Source organism: Microbacterium sp. NPDC089696, assembly GCF_044749125.1.
GTDB lineage: Bacteria > Actinomycetota > Actinomycetes > Actinomycetales > Microbacteriaceae > Microbacterium.
In genome coordinates this window covers 44,152-62,962 of the sequence record NZ_JBIVHF010000001.1, presented here as the reverse complement: position 1 = coordinate 62,962, position 18,811 = coordinate 44,152, and the positions used below count along the sequence as shown (strand labels likewise).

At 70.8% G+C, this 18,811-nt stretch carries 17 protein-coding genes; 12 read left to right on the top strand and 5 right to left on the bottom strand.

Going from position 1 to position 18,811, the window contains the following annotated elements; translation table 11 throughout:
• Nucleotides 1-49 precede the first annotated feature (49 nt).
• From ACIPY8_RS00315 to ACIPY8_RS00305, 3 genes are all read left to right on the top strand, one after another.
• Nucleotides 50-1,372: a GAF domain-containing protein gene (locus ACIPY8_RS00315; RefSeq protein ID WP_400813754.1), complete on the top strand. Its 1,323-nt coding sequence runs from the start codon at nt 50-52 to the stop codon at nt 1,370-1,372.
• A 118-nt stretch (nt 1,373-1,490) separates the two neighbouring features.
• The gene (locus tag ACIPY8_RS00310; protein WP_400813752.1) at nt 1,491-3,056 is read left to right on the top strand and encodes an aldehyde dehydrogenase family protein; all 1,566 of its coding nucleotides are present in this window, start codon (nt 1,491-1,493) and stop codon (nt 3,054-3,056) included.
• A 61-nt stretch (nt 3,057-3,117) separates the two neighbouring features.
• Nucleotides 3,118-3,522, top strand: coding sequence for a DUF779 domain-containing protein (locus ACIPY8_RS00305; RefSeq protein ID WP_400813750.1), 405 nt, complete (start codon nt 3,118-3,120; stop codon nt 3,520-3,522).
• A gap of 275 nt (nt 3,523-3,797) precedes the next feature.
• On the opposite strand, the gene ACIPY8_RS00300 is transcribed toward ACIPY8_RS00305, so the two are convergent.
• From ACIPY8_RS00300 to ACIPY8_RS00290, 3 genes are read right to left on the bottom strand one after another with little or no spacing between them, the layout of a single operon-like run.
• Complete coding sequence (locus ACIPY8_RS00300; protein ID WP_400813748.1) at nt 3,798-4,628, bottom strand: zinc-ribbon domain-containing protein; 831 nt, start codon at nt 4,626-4,628, stop codon at nt 3,798-3,800.
• 56 nt (nt 4,629-4,684) lie between these two features.
• Nucleotides 4,685-5,812: a hypothetical protein gene (locus tag ACIPY8_RS00295; protein ID WP_400813747.1), complete on the bottom strand. Its 1,128-nt coding sequence runs from the start codon at nt 5,810-5,812 to the stop codon at nt 4,685-4,687.
• Nucleotides 5,809-6,807 carry a hypothetical protein gene (locus tag ACIPY8_RS00290; protein ID WP_400813745.1) on the bottom strand — a complete coding sequence of 333 codons (999 nt, stop codon included), beginning with the start codon at nt 6,805-6,807 and terminating at the stop codon, nt 5,809-5,811. The genes ACIPY8_RS00295 and ACIPY8_RS00290 overlap by 4 nt, the downstream gene beginning before the upstream one ends.
• Before the next feature lie 95 nt (nt 6,808-6,902).
• On the opposite strand from ACIPY8_RS00290, the gene ACIPY8_RS00285 reads away from it, so the two are divergent.
• The 3 genes from ACIPY8_RS00285 to ACIPY8_RS00275 all read left to right on the top strand — a co-directional run bounded on the left by ACIPY8_RS00285 (nt 6,903) and on the right by ACIPY8_RS00275 (nt 9,433).
• Nucleotides 6,903-7,916: a hypothetical protein gene (locus ACIPY8_RS00285; protein ID WP_400813742.1), complete on the top strand. Its 1,014-nt coding sequence runs from the start codon at nt 6,903-6,905 to the stop codon at nt 7,914-7,916.
• A gap of 134 nt (nt 7,917-8,050) precedes the next feature.
• Nucleotides 8,051-8,410 (top strand): hypothetical protein, encoded by a 360-nt coding sequence (locus ACIPY8_RS00280; RefSeq protein ID WP_400813740.1) that lies wholly within the window; start codon nt 8,051-8,053, stop codon nt 8,408-8,410.
• Nucleotides 8,411-8,578: 168 nt separating this feature from the next.
• Entirely contained in the window at nt 8,579-9,433 is an 855-nt protein-coding gene (locus ACIPY8_RS00275) for a hypothetical protein (RefSeq protein WP_400813739.1), read from the top strand.
• A gap of 37 nt (nt 9,434-9,470) precedes the next feature.
• Here ACIPY8_RS00275 and ACIPY8_RS00270 read toward each other — a convergent pair whose 3' ends face one another.
• Nucleotides 9,471-10,058, bottom strand: a complete 588-nt coding sequence (locus ACIPY8_RS00270; RefSeq protein WP_400813737.1) for an Lrp/AsnC family transcriptional regulator — start codon at nt 10,056-10,058, stop codon at nt 9,471-9,473.
• A 148-nt stretch (nt 10,059-10,206) separates the two neighbouring features.
• Between ACIPY8_RS00270 and ACIPY8_RS00265 the strand changes: the two genes are divergently transcribed.
• From ACIPY8_RS00265 to ACIPY8_RS00245, 5 genes are read left to right on the top strand one after another with little or no spacing between them, the layout of a single operon-like run.
• Nucleotides 10,207-11,793 carry an ABC transporter substrate-binding protein gene (locus ACIPY8_RS00265; protein WP_400813735.1) on the top strand — a complete coding sequence of 529 codons (1,587 nt, stop codon included), beginning with the start codon at nt 10,207-10,209 and terminating at the stop codon, nt 11,791-11,793.
• A gap of 14 nt (nt 11,794-11,807) precedes the next feature.
• Nucleotides 11,808-12,869, top strand: a complete 1,062-nt coding sequence (locus ACIPY8_RS00260; protein ID WP_400813732.1) for an ABC transporter permease — start codon at nt 11,808-11,810, stop codon at nt 12,867-12,869.
• Nucleotides 12,866-13,777: an ABC transporter permease gene (locus ACIPY8_RS00255; RefSeq protein WP_400813730.1), complete on the top strand. Its 912-nt coding sequence runs from the start codon at nt 12,866-12,868 to the stop codon at nt 13,775-13,777. Before ACIPY8_RS00260 ends, ACIPY8_RS00255 begins: the two co-directional genes overlap by 4 nt.
• A complete protein-coding gene (locus ACIPY8_RS00250) occupies nt 13,774-14,619 on the top strand; it encodes an ABC transporter ATP-binding protein (RefSeq protein WP_400813729.1) in 846 nt (281 codons plus the stop codon). Before ACIPY8_RS00255 ends, ACIPY8_RS00250 begins: the two co-directional genes overlap by 4 nt.
• Complete coding sequence (locus ACIPY8_RS00245; RefSeq protein WP_400813727.1) at nt 14,612-15,451, top strand: ABC transporter ATP-binding protein; 840 nt, start codon at nt 14,612-14,614, stop codon at nt 15,449-15,451. Before ACIPY8_RS00250 ends, ACIPY8_RS00245 begins: the two co-directional genes overlap by 8 nt.
• A 291-nt stretch (nt 15,452-15,742) precedes the next feature.
• On the opposite strand, the gene ACIPY8_RS00240 is transcribed toward ACIPY8_RS00245, so the two are convergent.
• A complete protein-coding gene (locus ACIPY8_RS00240; RefSeq protein ID WP_400813725.1) occupies nt 15,743-16,735 on the bottom strand; it encodes a LacI family DNA-binding transcriptional regulator in 993 nt (330 codons plus the stop codon).
• Nucleotides 16,736-16,910: 175 nt separating this feature from the next.
• On the opposite strand from ACIPY8_RS00240, the gene ACIPY8_RS00235 reads away from it, so the two are divergent.
• Entirely contained in the window at nt 16,911-18,773 is a 1,863-nt protein-coding gene (locus tag ACIPY8_RS00235; RefSeq protein WP_400813723.1) for a glycoside hydrolase family 2 protein, read from the top strand.
• Nucleotides 18,774-18,811: the final 38 nt, after the last annotated feature.

Sequence of the window (18,811 nt, the reverse complement as noted above, 5' to 3'; positions counted from 1 at the left end):
CCGACTCGTATGCTGAGGGCACGCTCCACCAACGACGATCGGAGACGCCGTGGTCGCGTCGTGGCAGGTGTCACGTGAGGGTCCCGAGGCCTCCCGCCTCCTCATCGAGCGCGCGCACGAGGAGCTGATCGCCGGCAACCTCGACGACACGCGGCTGCAGTCCGTCCGGCCGCTCGTGCGCGACTCGTGGGTCCGGTCGTGGCGCGGACGGGTGGGACCCGAGGGCGCACCGCCGATCGACCTGATGAGCGAGGAGCTCGAGGAGTACCGCCTGGCGCATCCGCTCGCCTCCGCCATGGAGATGATCCGGGCCCTCCTGCTTCCCGGTTCGCCGGAGGAGTCGGGTGTCGTGATCGCGGTCGGCGACCAGGCGGGTCGCCTGCTGTGGATCGAGGGCGACCGTCAGCTGCAGTCCCTCACCGAGGGCATGGGGTTCATCGCCGGAGCGAACTGGGCCGAGGATGCCGTCGGCACCAGCGCCCCCGGCACGGCTCTGACCCTCGGACAGTCGGTGCAGATCCGTGGCGCGGAGCACTACAACCGCCTCGTGCATCCGTGGTCGTGCACGGCCGCTCCCGTGCGCGACCCCGAGACGAAGCGCGTGCTCGGTGTGATCGACATCACCGGCGGTGACGAGGTCGTGACCACGCAGGCGCGTCTGCTGGTCGACGCGACGGCGCGCGCCGTGGAGTCCGAGCTCCTCGTGGCGCGGCTGCGGCAGAGATCCGAGGCGCAGCGACCCATCGCGGTCACCCCGCGGGCGAAGCCGACGACGCGCGCGACGCTGCACGTGCTCGGCCGCGATCGGGCGCGTCTCGAGACCGAGACCGAGCTGGAGGAGTCGGTGATCGAGCTGAGCGCCCGCCACGCGGCGATCCTCCTCATGCTCGCCCTGTACCGGCAGGGGCTGTCGGCCGAGCGGCTGAGTGAGCTGGTGTACGGCCCCGACGCGTCGCCTGACACGCTCCGCCCCGAGATGGTGCGCCTGCGCAAGGTGCTCGAGAAGCACGCGCCGAGCCTCGTCCCGGAGTCCCGTCCGTACCGCCTCGCCGTGCCGCTCGAGACCGATGCGCACGACGTCCTGTCGCTTCTCGATCGCGGTGCTCACCGTGTCGCGCTGACCGCCTACCGCGGACCGGTGCTGCCCGAGTCGACGTCCCCCGGGGTGGAGGAGTTCCGCGAGACCGTGCGCGCCGCGCTGCGCGAGGTGATGCTGTCGGAGGCGAGCCTGGACGTGCTCCTCGCCTACGCCGAGATCCCGGAGGGACAGGCGGATGCCGAGGCGCTGCGCCTCGCCCTCGAGATGCTCCCCGCGCGGTCGCCGAAGCGTGCGGGACTGGTCACCCGCATCGAGCGCCTCGAGCGCGGCTGACTCGCACGCGGTCCGCAACCTCCTGCAACGTTGCGCATCCGGGCGCAACGTCCGCCGACCTACCGTCGGAGGAACAGCCGCAGGGCATCGGAGCCGCGGCCCGTCGAAGGAGTCACCGATGACCATCGTCGAAGAAGACGTCGCAGCCGCCCCCGCCTCCGCCGTGTACGCGGCCCCCGGGCAGCAGGGATCGATCGCCGACTACCGCCCCCGCTACGGCCACTACATCGGCGGCGAGTTCGTCGACCCGGTCAAGGGCCAGTACTTCGAGAACGTCAGCCCCGTCACCGGCAAGCCGTTCACCGAGGTCGGCCGGGGGACCGTGGAGGACGTCGACCGCGCGGTCGACGTCGCCTGGAAGGCCTTCGCGGCCTGGGGCAAGACGAGCCCCGCCGAGCGCTCGGTCATCCTCAACCGCATCGCCGACCGCATCGAGCAGAACCTCGAGCGCATCGCCGTCGCGGAGACGTGGGAGAACGGCAAGCCGGTGCGGGAGACGCTCGCGGCGGACATCCCGCTCGCGATCGACCACTTCCGCTACTTCGCGGGTGTGCTGCGGGCTCAGGAAGGCGGCATCAGCCAGCTCGACGAGAACACCGTGGCGTACCACTTCCACGAGCCGCTCGGTGTGGTCGGCCAGATCATCCCGTGGAACTTCCCGATCCTCATGGCCGTGTGGAAGCTCGCGCCGGCGCTCGCCGCGGGCAACTGCGTGGTCATCAAGCCGGCCGAGCAGACCCCGGCATCCCTGCTGTTCCTGTTCGAGATCATCGGCGACCTGCTCCCGGCGGGCGTCGTGAACATCGTGAACGGCTTCGGCATCGAGGCGGGCGCTCCGCTCGCGCAGCACAAGCGCATCCGCAAGGTCGCGTTCACGGGTGAGACCACGACGGGCCGACTGATCATGCAGTACGCCTCGCAGAACCTCATCCCGGTCACACTCGAACTCGGCGGCAAGAGCCCGAACGTGTTCTTCGAGGACGTCGCGCGCGCGACCGACGATCCCTTCTACGACAAGGCGCTCGAGGGCTTCACGATGTTCGCCCTCAACCAGGGGGAGGTGTGCACGTGCCCCTCGCGCGCGCTCATCCAGCGGTCGATCTACGACGGATTCCTCGCCGACGGTCTCGCGCGGGTCGGCAAGGTCGTGCAGGGCAACCCTCTCGACCCCGCGACCATGATCGGCGCCCAGGCCTCGAACGACCAGCTGGAGAAGATCCTCAGCTACATCGACATCGGGAAGCAGGGCGGGGCACGGCTGCTGACCGGCGGGGAGCGCGTCGACCTCGGCGGCGACCTCAGCGAGGGCTATTACGTGGCCCCGACGGTGTTCGAAGGCACGAACGACATGCGCATCTTCCAGGAGGAGATCTTCGGACCGGTGCTGTCGGTCACCTCGTTCGACGACTACGACGACGCGATCTCGATCGCGAACGACACGCTCTACGGGCTGGGCGCGGGGGTGTGGAGCCGCAGCGGCGACACGGCGTATCGTGCCGGCCGCGCGATCGAGGCCGGCCGCGTCTGGACCAACACGTACCACCAGTACCCCGCGCACGCGGCGTTCGGCGGGTACAAGCAGTCGGGCGTCGGCCGCGAGAACCACAAGATGATGCTCGACCACTATCAGCAGACGAAGAACCTCCTGGTGTCGTACGCCGACGGTCCGATGGGCTTCTTCTGATCCGCAGACCCCGGGCGGGCGCCGATGCGCCCGCCCGGACCACGTCGAGAGGAGCGAGAGCGTGGTCAGCATCGGCAGATACCAGCGCGTGGACGTGTCGGATGCCGCGGCATCGCTGATCCGCGATCTCAGCGCGCAGCACGGGCCGCTCATGTTCCATCAGTCGGGTGGATGCTGCGACGGCTCCTCGCCCATGTGCTATCCGATCGGGATGTTCCTCACGGGACCGAGCGACGTGCTGCTGGGCGACCTCGACGTCGGACTGGACGCGCCCGTCGAGGTCTACATGTCGGAGTCGCAGTTCGAGTACTGGAAGTACACGCACCTGACCATCGACGTGGTGCCGGGGCGCGGCGCGGGCTTCAGCGTCGAAGGCCCCACAGGTATGCGGTTCCTCATCCGCTCCCGGATGCTGAACGAGGCCGAGCTCGAGTACTTCGACCTCGCGCCCGGAGAAAAACGCTGATATACGAATCCGTCTGTGAAATCGGTTGCGTGGCCCCCGGTTTCGAACCGGTTTGCCGAACGCAAGAACGAGATCGGTTGGCGCAATTCTGTGCAACGTTTGCGGGCATACCATTGCGGCATACGCGTTGATACGTCAGTCCCCAGCTGACCACGCGTGGCGGACGGTTCGACCGTCCTGCGGAGGGAGAGTCAGATCTTCTTCTGATCCCGAGGGGGGATGGGGTGGGCAGCTGATCCCCAACAGCACCCACCCCCACACCTCCGCACACGCCGTCAGCGCAGGTACGCGTCGACCAGGAGATCGCCGCGGATCACGCGGAGGACGTCGAGCAGCCGCGTGACCCCCGCCGTCCCGATCGACGACATCTGCAGGTCGTGCGGTCCGAGGGGCTCGAGCTTTCCGATGCGAAGGCGGACGACCTCCCAGCCGGCGGCGCGCAGCGCACGGTCCTTGCGCAGATCGGCGTCCTGCCGCTTCCCCACGTGCTCCAGACCGTGACGGCCGACCGTGTCGTACTCGACCGCGACGCGCAGCTCGGGCAGCACGATGTCGGGCCACACCTCGGTGTGCCGGAAGAACGGGCGGGCGACCTTGACCGCGTTCGCCTCCGTGTCGAACCGCAGCCGGGAGGTGAGCTCGGCGCGCAGCCGACCCTCCGCGGCGGACGCCGGCTTCGGGGCGCACTGGCTCGTGAAGGCCGTGCCCGTCGGGACATCGGGCGTCTTAGTGCAGAGCGCAGGCTCACGACGGCGAGGGGCACGGGGGATCGCTCGGGGCTCACCGAGGATCACGGGCTGCGGACGCGCGAGCGACGAGCACTCCGGACACCACGCCGACCGACGACGCACGCGACCCGGACGCTCCCGTTGCTCGGACGGTGTGGCCGCGAACCGGTGCCCCACGGCGCACTCCCAGCAGAGCAGCACGTCGGCGGCCAGCGGGATCTGCGACAGGACAACCCCGTGGTTGAGTTCGGGGTGGTACTGACGGATCAGCTCGGGGTAGGCGGCCCAGGCGGCACGGAACGTCCCGACCGCGTAGGGCACGTCGACGCCGCGGGAGAACTGTCTCCGCGCCCACCACTGCCGTACCGGCTCCGCCATGCCGCGACAGTAGCGCCGGGCACCGACACGGCCCGGGCAGGCCAGGGCCGGGTCGGTCAGAACGCGCGGGACAGGAACCAGAACGCCGCGAACCCGATGACGACCACGATCGGGAGCCACTGGACGCTCCGCTTGAGGCGTCGACCCTCGGCGGCGACGCCGGGAGGGGGAGCGAGCAGGCCGGCGGGTGGGGCGAACGGCAGATGCGCGGACGCGGCCTCCGGGGCCACCGCGGCGGGAGCGGATGCCGGGGCGTTCGCCCGCGCCTCCTCGAGTCGTTCGTCGCGCCAGCGCGCCCACTGGTCGAACTTCGTGATGAGGGCGCCGACGGCGCCGAACAGCCACGCCCACGTCGCGGGGTCGAGCGTCGACACACGACGCTGGGTGTAGAGGAACAGCCAGTCGTCGACGATCTCGACGTCGAGCTCGGCGGCGTTGTCGATCAGTCGCGCCATGATGTCGGGAGTGAAGAGGTACAGCGCATCGCGCTCGTAGCCCTCGGGGCAGTACAGCGTGAAGTGCTGGTCGAAGTCGCCCTCGAGGGAGAGGCGCTGCGCGCGCTGGAAGGACGCAGGCAGGTTCGACCCGAAGGCGTTGTTGCCCTTCGCATCCAGCACGATGTTCGGCAGCGGCACGTCGAGCTTCACCGCGACGTAGCCCCAGCGGTACGTCGTGGAGTTCTTCCCCGACTGCACCGTGTACCGGTAGTTGCCGAACTCGACGAACCGCGGACGCGTGCCGCGCACGAGGTCGGTCGACAGGCGCGAGCGGCCCAGGCTGAAGATCATGCCGGGCAGCGGCGGGTCGGCGATGCGGCCCTCGTACGTCATGCCGTTCGCCCGGGCGAAGCGGTCGAGGCGATAGCGGGTCTCCCGTGCGCGCCGCCAACCGAGGAGCGCACCGACGCCGAGACCCACGCCGATCAGGCCGAAGACCAGCAGCCCGATCCCCGCGAACCCGAACGATCCCGGGCGCGTGAACAGCCCGACCAGCACCGACCCCGCGATCGGGAGGGACACGAGCACCACGATCCCGACGACGACGGCGCCGATGACCGTCGAGACCGACGCCCCCGTGCCGCCGCGGGCGCGCAGCTCGGCCGCGAACGTCCGCACCGCCCGGGGATCGACCGGGTCCGTCAGCGGACGCGCGTCGAACGTGGTCGCCGGCTGCGGTGTCGTCACCGGTTGACCTCGTCGGCGTCCCAGTGCAGGTCGGAGCCCTCCGCGAGCGGCACGACCTCGAGGGCCGGATCGGCGCTCAGTGCGGCGATCAGCTCGGCGGACCCGGCGACGACGGTCGAGTCGAAGTCGATCTCGCTCACCAGGACCCAGGCGCGGTCGTCGGGCCAGAGGAGGGTGGGACTCTGTGCGCTCGGCGGGAACCCGTGCGCCTCGCCGGGGAGGTCGCGCCACGGCGCGTGCAGGATCCACTCCGGGTCGGCGAGCTCGCGCGCGGACGCGGAGAACAGCACGTACGTGCGGTCGACGAGCGCGAGCCGCGGGCCCTCGGAGACCTCGCGGGACAGGATGCCCTCCTGCCAGGTCGGCTTGCGGAACGCGGTGTTGAGCGGGTCGTGGATGCTGCGGTCGAGCATCGCCCGGTGATTCGGGTCCGCGCGGTTCGGATCGACGTCCCCGTCGCCGCCGATCGAGAAGAAGACGCGCGAGGGCCCGTGGCCGAGGTGGCCCAGCAATCCGCCGAAGCCCTCCCAGAGGGCCGCGATCCCGGCATCCGGTGTCGTCGTGTGCCCGGCGAGGTGCGCCGCGATCGTGGCGACGGTCTCCGCCGCCAGCGCCCCCTCCATCGGCGCGGTGAACTCGCGCCCGTCTGGCGCGATCCGGGTGCGCCAGTCGCCGTCCGTCGGCGTGCGCACGAGCCGCTGCCACTGCGCGAGCGGGTGCAGTGTCGTGCCGAACGCGGCGGCGGTCTCTGCCCACGTGACCGGCTCGTCGCGGAACAGGTCGATCAGCCGGTCCTGCTCCTCGAGCGGCAGCCGCTGCCAGTCCTCGATCGACGGCACCGGCCGGTCGGGGAGCGACCGCACGACCCCGGGGTGCAGGAGGCGGGCGTACGCGGGGTATCCGCGCGGCACCACGCTGTGCATGGAGGAGGTCCACGGGTCGTCGAGGCGGCCGCGCAGCCACTCGCCGGTCGACGGGTCGGAGATCCAGTGCATGCGACCCACGGTACCCGCGAGCCTCGGTCCGATGGCGCAGGTGCGCGGATGACCGCTACTGTGCCAGAGGAAAGTCCAGAGCGGGGGAGAGTCGCATGGTCGATGGGGTCTCGGTGGTGGCGGACGGACGGGTGTTCCGTCGTCATCCGGTGCGCGCGGTCGTGAGCGCGATCGTGCTGACAGTCGTGCTGTCGGCCGCGACGCTGTTCATCCTGCCGCGCTTCCTTCCCCGGCAGATGGACATCGAGACCCGCGGGATCATCGTGCTCGTGGTGGCCGTCGCGCTCACGGTCGCGGTCTGGCTCGGCATCTTCTGGTTCCGCAACGTGCGCATCGCCGTGCACCCCACCACGGTGGAGATCGGCCGCGGGGGCAACCGCGAGACCTTCGACCGCGCGTCCACCGCGTTCCGATCGAAGATCACCGAGCACCGCACCAACGGGCTCCGCAGCGGCGTCACCCGCGCGCTCCTCGTCTACAGCGGCGGACGCGAGATCACGGTCGAGCTCCCCGGCTTCACGCGCACGGACTTCAACGAGCTCATGGCCGTCCTCACCCCTCTCGACGAGCCCCGGGCCGCCGACCCGGTCGACGCGGCGCGCGCCCGTGCGCACCTCCCGACCTCGTTCAGCGTCGATTCGTCGAAGGAGCGCGGGTTCGCCACCGGTCTGACGGTCGGCGCGGTGATCGCGCTCGCCGTGGCGCTCGGTGCGCTCGCCCTCGCGTTCACACCCGGCTTCCTCGACGGCGACCTGTCGGCGCTCGTGATGCTCGTGCCGTTCGCGGGCGTCGCCGGCATCGGACTCCTCATCGGCGCGGTGCAGCGGCGTCGTGTTCTCGTGGCGATCCCGTCGCACATCGGCGTCAGCGCGCAGGGTCTGCGCCTCGACGACGAGGACCTGCCCTACTCGCAGCTCGCCCGCGTCTGGCTGACCCCGACCGGGTATCCGGTGCGGCGGATGAAGCTCGAGCGCGCGGCCGGTCGTGCGCGCACGATGGTGCTCGGATCCTCGCGCGTGCAGATGACCCCGGACTACGCGGACTTCCTCGTCACCGTGCGCGCCCAGACAGCGCACCTTCCCGGTCTGCTGCGTCTCGACCTCGAATGACCCGATGGACGAAACCGCGTCGAGGATGCCGCGATGCGTCGTTTCGTCTCGACAGGGCCAGGCCGCGGATCGGTGTACGAGACCCCTCATCGACGTCGTCCTCACAGGCGACACCGCTCCTCCATAATCGGAGGGTGACCTCGACAGCATCCATCCCCTCGCTCGACGGCCGCCGCTTCCGCATGGTGTCCTCGACGACGTCTGCGGTCGACCCGGAGGGTCCCAGCGAGTTCGTGTACCGGGAGAAGGACGGCGCGATCTGGGGTGACTACACCGGTGACACCGTGACCTTCGGGCGCTTCGTCGGCACCCGCACCGCCGACACGATCTGGGTGTCGTTCGTGCACGTGCTCGTCGCCGACGGCACGGTCGTGACGGGCGACGGCGAGAGCGAGCTCGAGCTCACCGACGACGGGCTCATCCGCCTCGTCGAGCACTACGAGATGCACGGACTCCCGCAGCTCAGCGTGTGCGAAGAGGTCCCCGCCTCCTGATCGGAGGGCGTTTCGTCTCGCTGCGCTCGTTCGACGACCGCCGGGGTGCCCTCGTTCGGTGCCCACCGGCTGAGCATCCGTGGCATCCGCCACTGATATTCCAGAATCTGATCGGCGGGGTCCGGTCCGGACCTCCCGCACCGCCGTGCCGACAGCGAGGATGATCCCATGACGACTCCCCGTGCCGCCCTCGCTCCCCGTCGCGTTCCCACCGGCGCCGAACTCGACGTCCTCATGCGGCTGTACGGATATCGGTTCACCCGTACCGGAGCGGTCGCCGGTGCGGAGGCCTCGACGGATTCCGCCGACCTCGCGGGCGCAGCGGCGCTCGGGTGGCCGATCCGGGTGCCCGAGCGTCTCACCGCCGGCGAGATCTTCGAGCGGTCGCTCGCCGCCGCGATGACACTCGACGACGACGCCGTGCTCCGCGCGTTCGTCGCCGGACTGCACAGCGCTCCGCGGGGACGGCAGACCGTGATATCGGTCGGATGGTGCCGTCACCTCGCAGCAGCAGCCCTCGCCGCGGACGGCATGCCGGACTGCGGTCTCTCGGTCGACGCCCCCGACGGGATGCACGACGTCGACGTCACCGAGGAGCTGCTGCGACTCGCCCTCGGCTGGTCGTGGAACGAGCAGCCGCACCACTATCTGTCCGACCTCGAGGCCGCGAGCAGCGAAGGACTCCCGTCGCCGACGGACGACGACAGGGAGCGCCTGCGCGCCCTGCTCGACCTCATCGCGGGCCTGCCGGACGGCACGCGGCCCGGCGAACTGGAGAAGGCGGTGGCGCGTGCGAAGATCGTCCCTCGCGCGGACAAGTATCAGCGCTACGGCATCCTGCTCGGGCTCGCCGAATACGGTGTGCTTCGCGGCAGTATCACGCCGAGCTGGGACGGTTTCGTCTCCCGACGCGAGATCGCCGAGGCGTGGACCGGAGGCCCGCGGTCGGATGTCCCGCCGCCGCTCTCGGGGTGGCGCGGTGGGATCGACGAGCGGAAGGCCTCTTCCCTGCGGAGCCTCTGAGCGCCGCGGGGTGCGCTTGCTCAGCGCCGCCGCCCGATCAGCGGGGCGGGAGGGCGTCGCGGCCCGGGGAGGCCGGGGTCCAGCGCGTCATCCCGAGCGGCACCGCCATGTCCCGCTCGGGCAGATCCGTCGGCAGCAGGTACGAGCGGCGGATGACCTCGTCGAGCACGACCACGCTCACGACCGTGCGCACCTCGGGCAGCTGGGCGATCACGCCGGTCGAGAACTCGTGCACGCCGCTCACGTCGACCGCCCGGATCAGCAGCATGGCGTCGTGCTCGCCCGTCGTGATCGCGCACCACTCGACGTCCGGCATCTCGATCACGCGCTCCCGGAACGACGCCCACGCCTGCGGGTGCACGGTGACGAACACGAGCGCGCCGATCGACAGGCCGGCCTTCGCCTGGTCGACCGTGGCGCTGAACCCCGTGATGACGCCCTCCTGCATGAGCGTCTCCACCCGCGTGTAGGCGTTCGCGCGGGAGATGCCGACGGTCTCGGCCAGTGCGGCGATCGAGATCCGACCGTTATCGCGCAGCGTGTCGAGGATTCTGTACGTGATGTCGTCCAGAGGGGTGGCACTTCGTCCAGTTTGCTTCGACGCTTCGGCGCTCTTGCTGGACATTCTGCTCCTCACGGGCGAGGGACTGGACAGACCGTGATGACGATCGCATCCTCGCTGGACACATAGTCCCATATGATGCGAATCTGATCACCGGTCGTCCACCTCAGTGGCGTCCATACCCGATGAATCCTCGCCCTGGGAGGCCCTCATGTCGTCACGTCGCAGCACGTCCGTCATCGCGATCGGAGCGGTCGCGCTCCTCGCGCTCGCCGGTTGCTCGGGAGGGAACTCCGCGAACAACGGGGGCGACTCCTCGGCATCCGGTTCGCTCGTCATCGACACCGCCTTCTCGATCGAGACCGCCGACCCGGGACACAGCTACGACCCGACCGGCAACATGATCGCCAAGGCCCTGTACGAGACCCTCGTCGACTTCGAGGGCTCCGACGTCTCGACGCCCGTCCCCGGTCTCGCGTCCTGGGAGCAGAACGACGCCGCGACCGAGTTCACCTTCACGCTCGAGGGCGACCGCGTCTTCTCCGACGGCTCTCCGATCGAGGCGAAGGACGTCGTGTTCTCGCTGCAGCGCATCCAGGGCATGGAGGACGCGAAGCCGAACTTCCTCCTCGCCGGCCTGACGATCAGCGAGGTCGACGACAAGACGATCTCGATCACGTCCGAGACGCCGCTGCTGCAACTGCCCGCGATCCTCGCGAACCCCGCGCTCGGCATCCTCAACTCCGACGTCGTGATCGAGAACGGCGGCGCGACCGACGGCACCGACACGGCGCAGAAGTTCCTCGACGGCGAGTCGGCCGGCTCCGGGCCCTTCGTGCTCGACACGCTCGACCTCTCCTCGCAGGTCGTGCTCACCAAGAGCGACGAGTACGACGGCGACGAGGAGGCCGGCTACGACCGCGTCGTCGTCCGCAACGTCTCGGAGAGCGCCACGCAGCTCGCCAACCTCAAGGGTGGCGACTCGATGGTCGCGATGGACCTCAACGGCGACCAGGTCGCCGGTCTCGGCGACGGCCTCCAGGTCGAGTCGGTGCCCTCCGGCCAGACCATCTTCCTGCTGCTGAACCAGTCCTCGGCCGTGGCGGGCGACCTCGCGAACGTGAAGATCGCCGAGGCGATCCGGTACGCGCTCGACTACGACGCGCTGCTCGAGCTCGCCGGCGCCGGCGCGGTGCAGGCGACCGGCGTGATCCCGCCCGGGTTCGAGGGCGCCCTCGACAGCGGTGTGGAGCAGGACCTCGAGAAGTCGAAGGCCGCGCTCGCCGAGGCGGGCTACACGGGCCAGACCCTGAAGCTGCAGTTCCCGAACGACTACCCGGTCGGCGGCGTGGAGTTCACGCCGCTCGCCGAGCGCGTCCAGGCGCAGCTCGAGGACGCCGGCATCACGGTCGAGCTGGCCCCCGCGCCCTTCGCGACCGAGCTCGACGCCTACGTCAACGGCACCGAGGGCTTCGGCCTGTGGTTCTGGGGCCCGGACTACGCCGACTCCGCGAACTTCCTGCCCTTCGCTCCCGGACTGAAGGTCGGCCTGCGCGCCGGCTGGGCCGCCGAGGCGAACCCCGAGATCGCGGGCATCGCGGCCGGTGCCGCCGCCGCGACCGACGAGGCGCAGCGCAGCGAGGCGTTCACGGCGTTCGCCGAGGCCATGCAGGCCGACGGACCGTTCGTGCCGCTGATCGTCCCCGGTCGCAACATCGCCACGGCGGATGCCGTCACCGGCGCCGTGTACAACTCGGTGTGGGAGATGGACATCGCCGAGATCCAGCCCGCCGGCTGATCGGGCGACCGCGCATGACGACGGTGGCCGTGCAACGGCAGGCGCAGCGACGCAGATCGCCGCTCGTCGGCTACCTGCTGCGCCGGATCGGGACCTCCCTGCTCCTGCTGGTGGGCGTGACGATCGTCACGTTCCTGCTCACCAACCTGGTGCCGGGAGACCCGGTCTCGGCCGCGCTCGGCGAGGGCGCGTCGCAGAACCCCGCGACGCGTGAGGCCTTCATCCGGGAGCACGGGCTCGACCAGCCGCTGTTCGTGCAGTACTTCATCTACATGGGGAACCTCCTGCGCGGAGACCTCGGCACGTCGCTGGTGACCGGACGCCCGGTCACCAGCGACCTCGCCACCGCGGTGCCGGCGACCATCGAGATCGCGATCGCCGCGATCGTCCTGAGCCTCGCCGTGAGCGTCGTGCTCGGCACGCTCGCCGCCTACCGCCGCGGGCTCGTGACCGACCAGGTCATCCGCGTCGTCACGCTGGTCGGCCTCAGCGTCCCGACGTTCTGGCTCGCGCTCGTGAGCTTCTACGTGTTCTTCCTCGAGCTGCGCATCGCGCCCGGGTCCGGCCGGATCTCGCCGTCGATCACCCCGCCCCCGCGGGTGACGGGCCTCTACACGGTCGACTACCTGCTGAACGGCGACGGCGTCGGGTTCTTCGACGCCCTCGCGCACCTCGCGCTGCCGGTCATCGTGCTGTCGCTCGTGACGATCGGCCTCCTCACGCGGTTCATCCGCACCTCGGTCCTGGAGGTGCTCGGCAGCGACTACGTGCGCGCCGCCCGCGCCAAGGGCCTCCCCGCGATGCGCGTGATCGTCGGCTACGTGCTGCGCGGAGCCTCCCTCCCGATCCTCACCGTCGTGGGTGTCGCGTTCGGATCGCTGCTGTCTGGCACCGTTCTCGTCGAGTCGGTGTTCGCGTGGCCGGGGCTCGGCACGTACGCCTACAACTCCGCCGCGAACCTCGACCTGCCCGGCATCATGGGCGTCGGCCTGGTGGTCGGCGTCATCTACCTCGTCATCAACTTCGTCGTCGATCTGCTCTACGGCGTCCTGGACCCGAGAGTGAGGATCGCATGAGCCGCATCGACTCGGCGTCCGGGCCCTGGCGGTTCCGGTTCCGCTGGCCGCGCGCCTGGCGCACCCCGCTCGGCGTGATCGGCACCGTGATCGCCGCCGCCTGGATCGTCGTGGCGTTCACCGCGCAGTGGTGGGTGCCGTTCGGGCCCAACGCACAGGTGCTCCCGCGTCTGCAGGAGCCCGGTATCGACACCCTGCTCGGCACCGACGGCAACGGGCGCGACATCTTCTCGCGCCTCATGACCGGCGCGACCGTGAGCCTGCCGCTCGCGCTCATGCTCGTGATCGCCGCGATGGTGATCGGCACCGTCATCGGCGCGGTCGCCGGGTACTTCGGTCGCGCGGTCGACGAGACGCTCATGCGCATCACCGATCTGTTCATGGCCTTCCCGACCGTGATCCTCGCGATGGTCGTCGCGGCGTCCCTCGGACCCTCGCTCTTCAACGCCGTGATCGCCGCGATCGTGGTGTCCTGGCCGCAGTACGCCCGTGTCACCCGCAGCATCGTGATCGGCCTCCGTGGTCAGAACTACGTGATCGCGGGTCGACTGCTCGGCCACTCGCCGCTGCGGACGCTGTTCGTCGACATCCTGCCGAACATCGCCGGCCCCATGCTCGTCCTCGCGACGCTCGACATCGGCGCCGCGATCCTCCTGCTCTCCGGTCTGTCGTTCCTCGGGCTGGGCGCGCAGCCGCCGACCGCGGAGTGGGGCTCGATGATCTCGGCTGCCATGCAGAACTTCGACGCCTGGTGGCTCGGCGTGTTCCCCGGCCTGGCGATCCTCACGGTGGTGCTGGCGTTCAACTTCCTCGGCGACGCGATGCGCGACGTGCTCGACCCGACCGCCGAGGTCACGCACGAGAAGCAGGCCGATCACGCGGCGTCCGCGAAGGGGGCTTCGGCATGAACGCACCGTCGACCACGCCCGCGCTGCGGATCAGCGACCTCACGATCGCGATCGGCCGCCCGCTCGTGCACGGCATCTCGCTCGACCTGCACGCGGGACGCATCCACGGCCTCGCGGGGGAGTCCGGCTCGGGCAAGACCCTGACCTCGCTCGCGGTGCTGGGCCTGCTCCCGCGCACGGCCCGCACCGGCGGATCGGTCGCCCTCGCGGGGCAGGAGCTCCTGGGTCTGCGCCGACGTGAACTCAACCGCATCCGCGGGAAGCGCATCGCGATGGTGTTCCAGGACCCGTCGGCGTCGCTGCACCCGCAGCTGCCGGTGGGGCGCCAGCTCACCGACCACATGCGCGTGCACCTCGGACTCCGCGGCGCCGCGGCGAAGGCCAGAGCGATCGAGCTGCTCGAGACCGTGCAGGTGCCGAACCCCGAGGGCGCGCTCGCGCGGTACCCGCATCAGTTCTCGGGCGGCCAACGCCAGCGCATCGCGATCGCCTGCGCTCTCGCCTGCGACCCCGAGGTGCTGCTGGCCGACGAGCCGACCACCGCGCTCGACGTGACGGTGCAGGCCGGCATCCTGCGACTGCTGCGCGACCTCGCGACCGAGCGGAACCTCGCGGTGCTGCTCGTCACGCACGACCTCGGCGTCATGAGCGCGATCGCCGACGAGGTCGCCGTCATGAAGAACGGCGAGATCGTCGAGCGCGCCGACCGCGAGACGCTGTTCCGCTCCCCGCAGCACGAGTACACGCGCACGCTGCTCGCGGCGCTTCCCGGCTCGCGGATCGAGTCCGCACCGGATGCCGCGGGCGACGCGGTCGACGAGAAGGAGGATGCCGATGAGTGAGGTGGCCGTCCTCGACGCCCGTGACGTCACCGTGCGCTACCCGGGCACCCCGCCGGTCGTCGCGGTCGATCAGGTGTCGCTGCAGGTGGCGCCGGGCGAGACCGTCGCGCTGGTGGGGGAGTCCGGCAGCGGCAAGTCGAGCCTCGCCCGCGCGGTCGTCGGCATCGAGAAGCTCGCGGGCGGCACTGTGCTGTTCCGCGACGAACCGGTCACGCCGCTCGGCATCCGCCGTCGCGCGCTCGCGCTGACCGGCATCCAGATGGTGTTCCAGGACCCGTCGACCTCGCTGAACCCGAGGCGCCGGGTGGGCGACCAGATCGCCGACGGCATCGCCACCGCCCGCGCGCGCGGCGCCGCCGGGTCGACCGTCGCCGAGTGGCTCGAGCGGGTCGGCCTCCCCGAGAACGTCGCGACGCGGTTCCCGCACCAGTTCTCGGGCGGACAGAAGCAGCGGATCGCGATCGCCCGCGCCCTCGCCGCCCGGCCGTCGCTGCTCGTGGCCGACGAGCCGATCTCGGCGCTCGACGCCTCGACCCAGACGAGTGTCGCGGGGCTCATGCGCGACCTCGTGGCGGAGTCGGGTGCGGGCATGCTGTTCATCTCGCACGACCTCGCGGTGGTGCGACGCATCGCCGACCGCACGTTCGTCATGTACGCGGGCCGGGTGCTCGAGTCGGGCGCCACCGACCGCGTGTGGGCCGACCCCGGGCATCCGTACACGCGTGCGCTGCTCGCCGCGATCCCCGAACCGGACGGCGCCGGCCGCATCCCCGCCGCCCCCTCGACCGAGGAGCGACTGGCCTGGTCGGAGATCCCGCCCGTCCTGGGCTGACGGGGGTCGTCCGGCATTCGGCCCTCGGCGTCCGCTTCAGTCATCCGACGTCTCTTCGGTCGTTCCGGTCGCAGTTCGTGCCGTGGACGATCGACATCCATCGGTTCCGGTCGCAGTTCGTGCCGCCGAAGCCGCGATGCGGCGGCACAAAGCGCGACCGGAGCGAAGATGGGCGGGCTCCGCGCGGCGCAGACTGCCACCGGAAGCGGGTCGGCGGCCCCGGAAGCGGGCCGACGTCGGCGCCGGGCCCCGGATGACGACTGTCAGGCCTGACCGTGACGGCGCTCCCGATCAGCGGGCGATGAGCCGGTGGGGCACCTCGTGGTGCGAGCCCGGGACGGATCGCGGGTCGTGCAGGATGTCGAGGATCGTGGATGCCGCCTGCTCCACGCCGTGATCGACGGTCGAGAACGCGGGGATGTGGAAGCGTCCCTCCTCGATGTCGTCGAAGCCCATGACCTCCACGCGATCGGGTACCGCGATGCCGTGGCTGCCCAGCGTGTAGAGCGCCCCGAGCGCGAGGCTGTCGCTGAAGCAGAACAGCGCGTCGAAGTCGGCGCCGCTCGCGATCAGTCGCTCGACCGCCAGCGACCCCTCCGCGCGGTTGAACTGCTCGACCGTGGCGTACAGCGCAGGGTCGTCAGCGATGCCCGCGTCGGCGAGGGCTCGGCGGTATCCGTCGAAACGCAGACGTGAGGTCGCGGTGGGGCCGGACCCCTGCACCCCGACGGCGGCGATGCGGCGCCGGCCGTTCGCGACGAGGTGCGCGGTCGCGGCGGCTGCGGCGGAGACGTTGTCGATGCCGACGTGATGCACAGCGGCCGTCCGCAGCGACTCCGCCTGCTCGCCGATCAGCACGAGAGGCGGCGCGGCGGGCCGGTCGTCGAGGTCGCCCGGCTGGAGGGCGAGCGGACTCATGACGATGCCGTCGAGCGCGGGGAACCCTTCGCCTGCCATCATGGCGAGCTCCGTGGCGCGGTCGGCGCCGGTCTGGGCGATCAGCACGGTGAGAGCGCGCGCCTGCGCCGTGGTGACGAACTGTGCGGCGAACTCGGCGAAGTAGGGCTCGCGGAGGTCCGGGAGCACGAGCGCGATGAGGCCGCTGCGGCCGTTGCGCAGCTGACGGGCGGCGAGGTTGGGGCGGTAGCCGAGCTCGTCGATCGCCACGAGGATGCGCTGCCGCACCTCGTCGCCGACCCAGCCGGTGCCGTTCACGACGTTCGACACCGACTTGGCGCTCACGCCGACGCGGGCCGCGACGTCGGCGAGGGTCACGCGGGGCATGCTGTCTCCTCCCGTGTGCACGGATCGTAGGTTCCCAGTTGACTATAGTTCAACGTGGAACTAACGTGTCCTTCAACGTTGAACGGGAAACGTTTTCCCGCTCACCCTCCGATGACGGAGGGGCCAGTTCGATGACGAAGGCCGGCAGCGGATGCCGGGAGAGGGAGCACCACCCGTGGCGAAGCACGACACCGACCGAGCGATCGACGCCGTCCGCGCGAGCAGACTGGAGACGGCCCGCCCGCGCCCGCAGCTCGTCCGCGACTCCTACCTCGAGATCGACGGGGAGTGGGGCTTCGCGCATGACGACGCCGACCAGGGGCTCCGCGAGCGCTGGTTCGACGGACGGCAGCTGCCCGACCGCATCCGGGTGCCGTTCCCGCCGGAGTCGCCCGCGTCCGGCATCGGCGCGACCGGCTTCCACCCCGTCGTCTGGTACCGCCGCGACCTCACCGGCGCGGAGCTCGACGAGATCGGCCACCACGACGGAGCGCGGGCGATCCTGCACTTCGGCGCCGTCGACTACCGCGCCACGGTCTGGGTCGACGGTCAGGCCGTCGGCGCGCACGAGGGCGGACACACACCCTTCGCGGTCGACATCACCGACGCGCTCGACCCGGCCTCCGCGTCGCACGTGATCGTCGTGCGCGCCGAGGACGACCCGCACGATCTCGCCCAGCCGCGCGGCAAGCAGGACTGGGAGGAGCACCCGCACACGATCTGGTACCACCGCACGACGGGCATCTGGCAGACCGTGTGGCTCGAGTCGGTCTCCCCGCAGCACGTGACCGGCGTCAACTGGACGAGCGACCTGTCGGCCGGCACCGTGACCGTCGACGTCGCGCTCAAGAGCGCAGGCGACAGCGTCGTGCGCGTGCGCATCGCCCACGAGGGCCGCGAGCTCGCCTCCGCGAGCGTGCGCGTGACGGGCGAGGCCACCGCTCTCACTCTGCCCCTCACCGGCCAGACCAACGGTCAGGGCTACGAACAGCTGCTGTGGCGTCCCGGGCAGCCCACGCTGCTCGACGCCTGGGTGACCGTCGAGCAGGAGGGCGCGGTGACCGACGCCGCCGCCAGCTACCTCGGGCTCCGGAGCGTCTCCTGGTCCGACGGGGCGCTGCTGCTCAACGATCGTCCGATCACGCTGCGTTCCGTTCTGAGCCAGGGATACTGGCCCGAGTCGCACCTCACCGCGCCGACCCCCGAGGCGCTGCGCCGCGAGGCCGAGCTGATCGCCGAGCTGGGCTTCAACGCCGTCCGCGTGCACCAGAAGGTCGAGGACGAGCGCTTCCTGTACTGGGCCGACCGCCTGGGACTCCTGGTGTGGGGCGAGATGGCGGCGACCTACACCTTCAGCCCGCGCTCGGTGCAGCGCACGACCGCCGAGTGGACCGAGGCCGTGCTCCGCGACCGCGCCCACCCGAGCGTCATCACGTGGGTGCCTCTCAACGAGAGCTGGGGCGTGCAGCACATCGCCTCCCGCGCCGATCAGCGCGCCTTCGCCGAGGGGCTGTACCAGCTGACCAAGGCCCTCGACCCGACGCGTCCCGTGATCTCCAACGACGGCTGGGAGCTGGGCACCTCGGACCTGTGGACCCTGCACGACTACGAGGCCGACGGCCGAGTGCTCGCCGAGCGGTACGACGTCGACGAGGCCGCGCTCCGCGCCTACATCTCCGGCATCGGCCCCGCGGGACGCCAGGTGCGCCTGCCCGGCACGACCGACGAGGGTCAGCCCGTGCTGCTCACCGAGTTCGGGGGCGTGAAGTGGGCGGCCGACGCGAGTCCCGATGACTCGTGGGGCTACTCCGAGGCCGCCGGCGCGGAGGACTACACCCGCATGATCGCGGCGATCCTCGGTGCCGTGCAGTCCGGGACCCGGGGACACCGCGGCCGCGCGCGCGGGCTCTCCGGCTGGTGCTGGACCCAGCTCACCGACACCATGCAGGAGCGCAACGGCCTGCTCACCGAGATGCGGGAGCCCAAGCTCCCGATCGAGACCCTCCGCGCCCTGATCCAGGGCTCCGCCCCTGCCTGACCACCCGATTCCGCACAGCCACTCGATGAGGAGAAAAC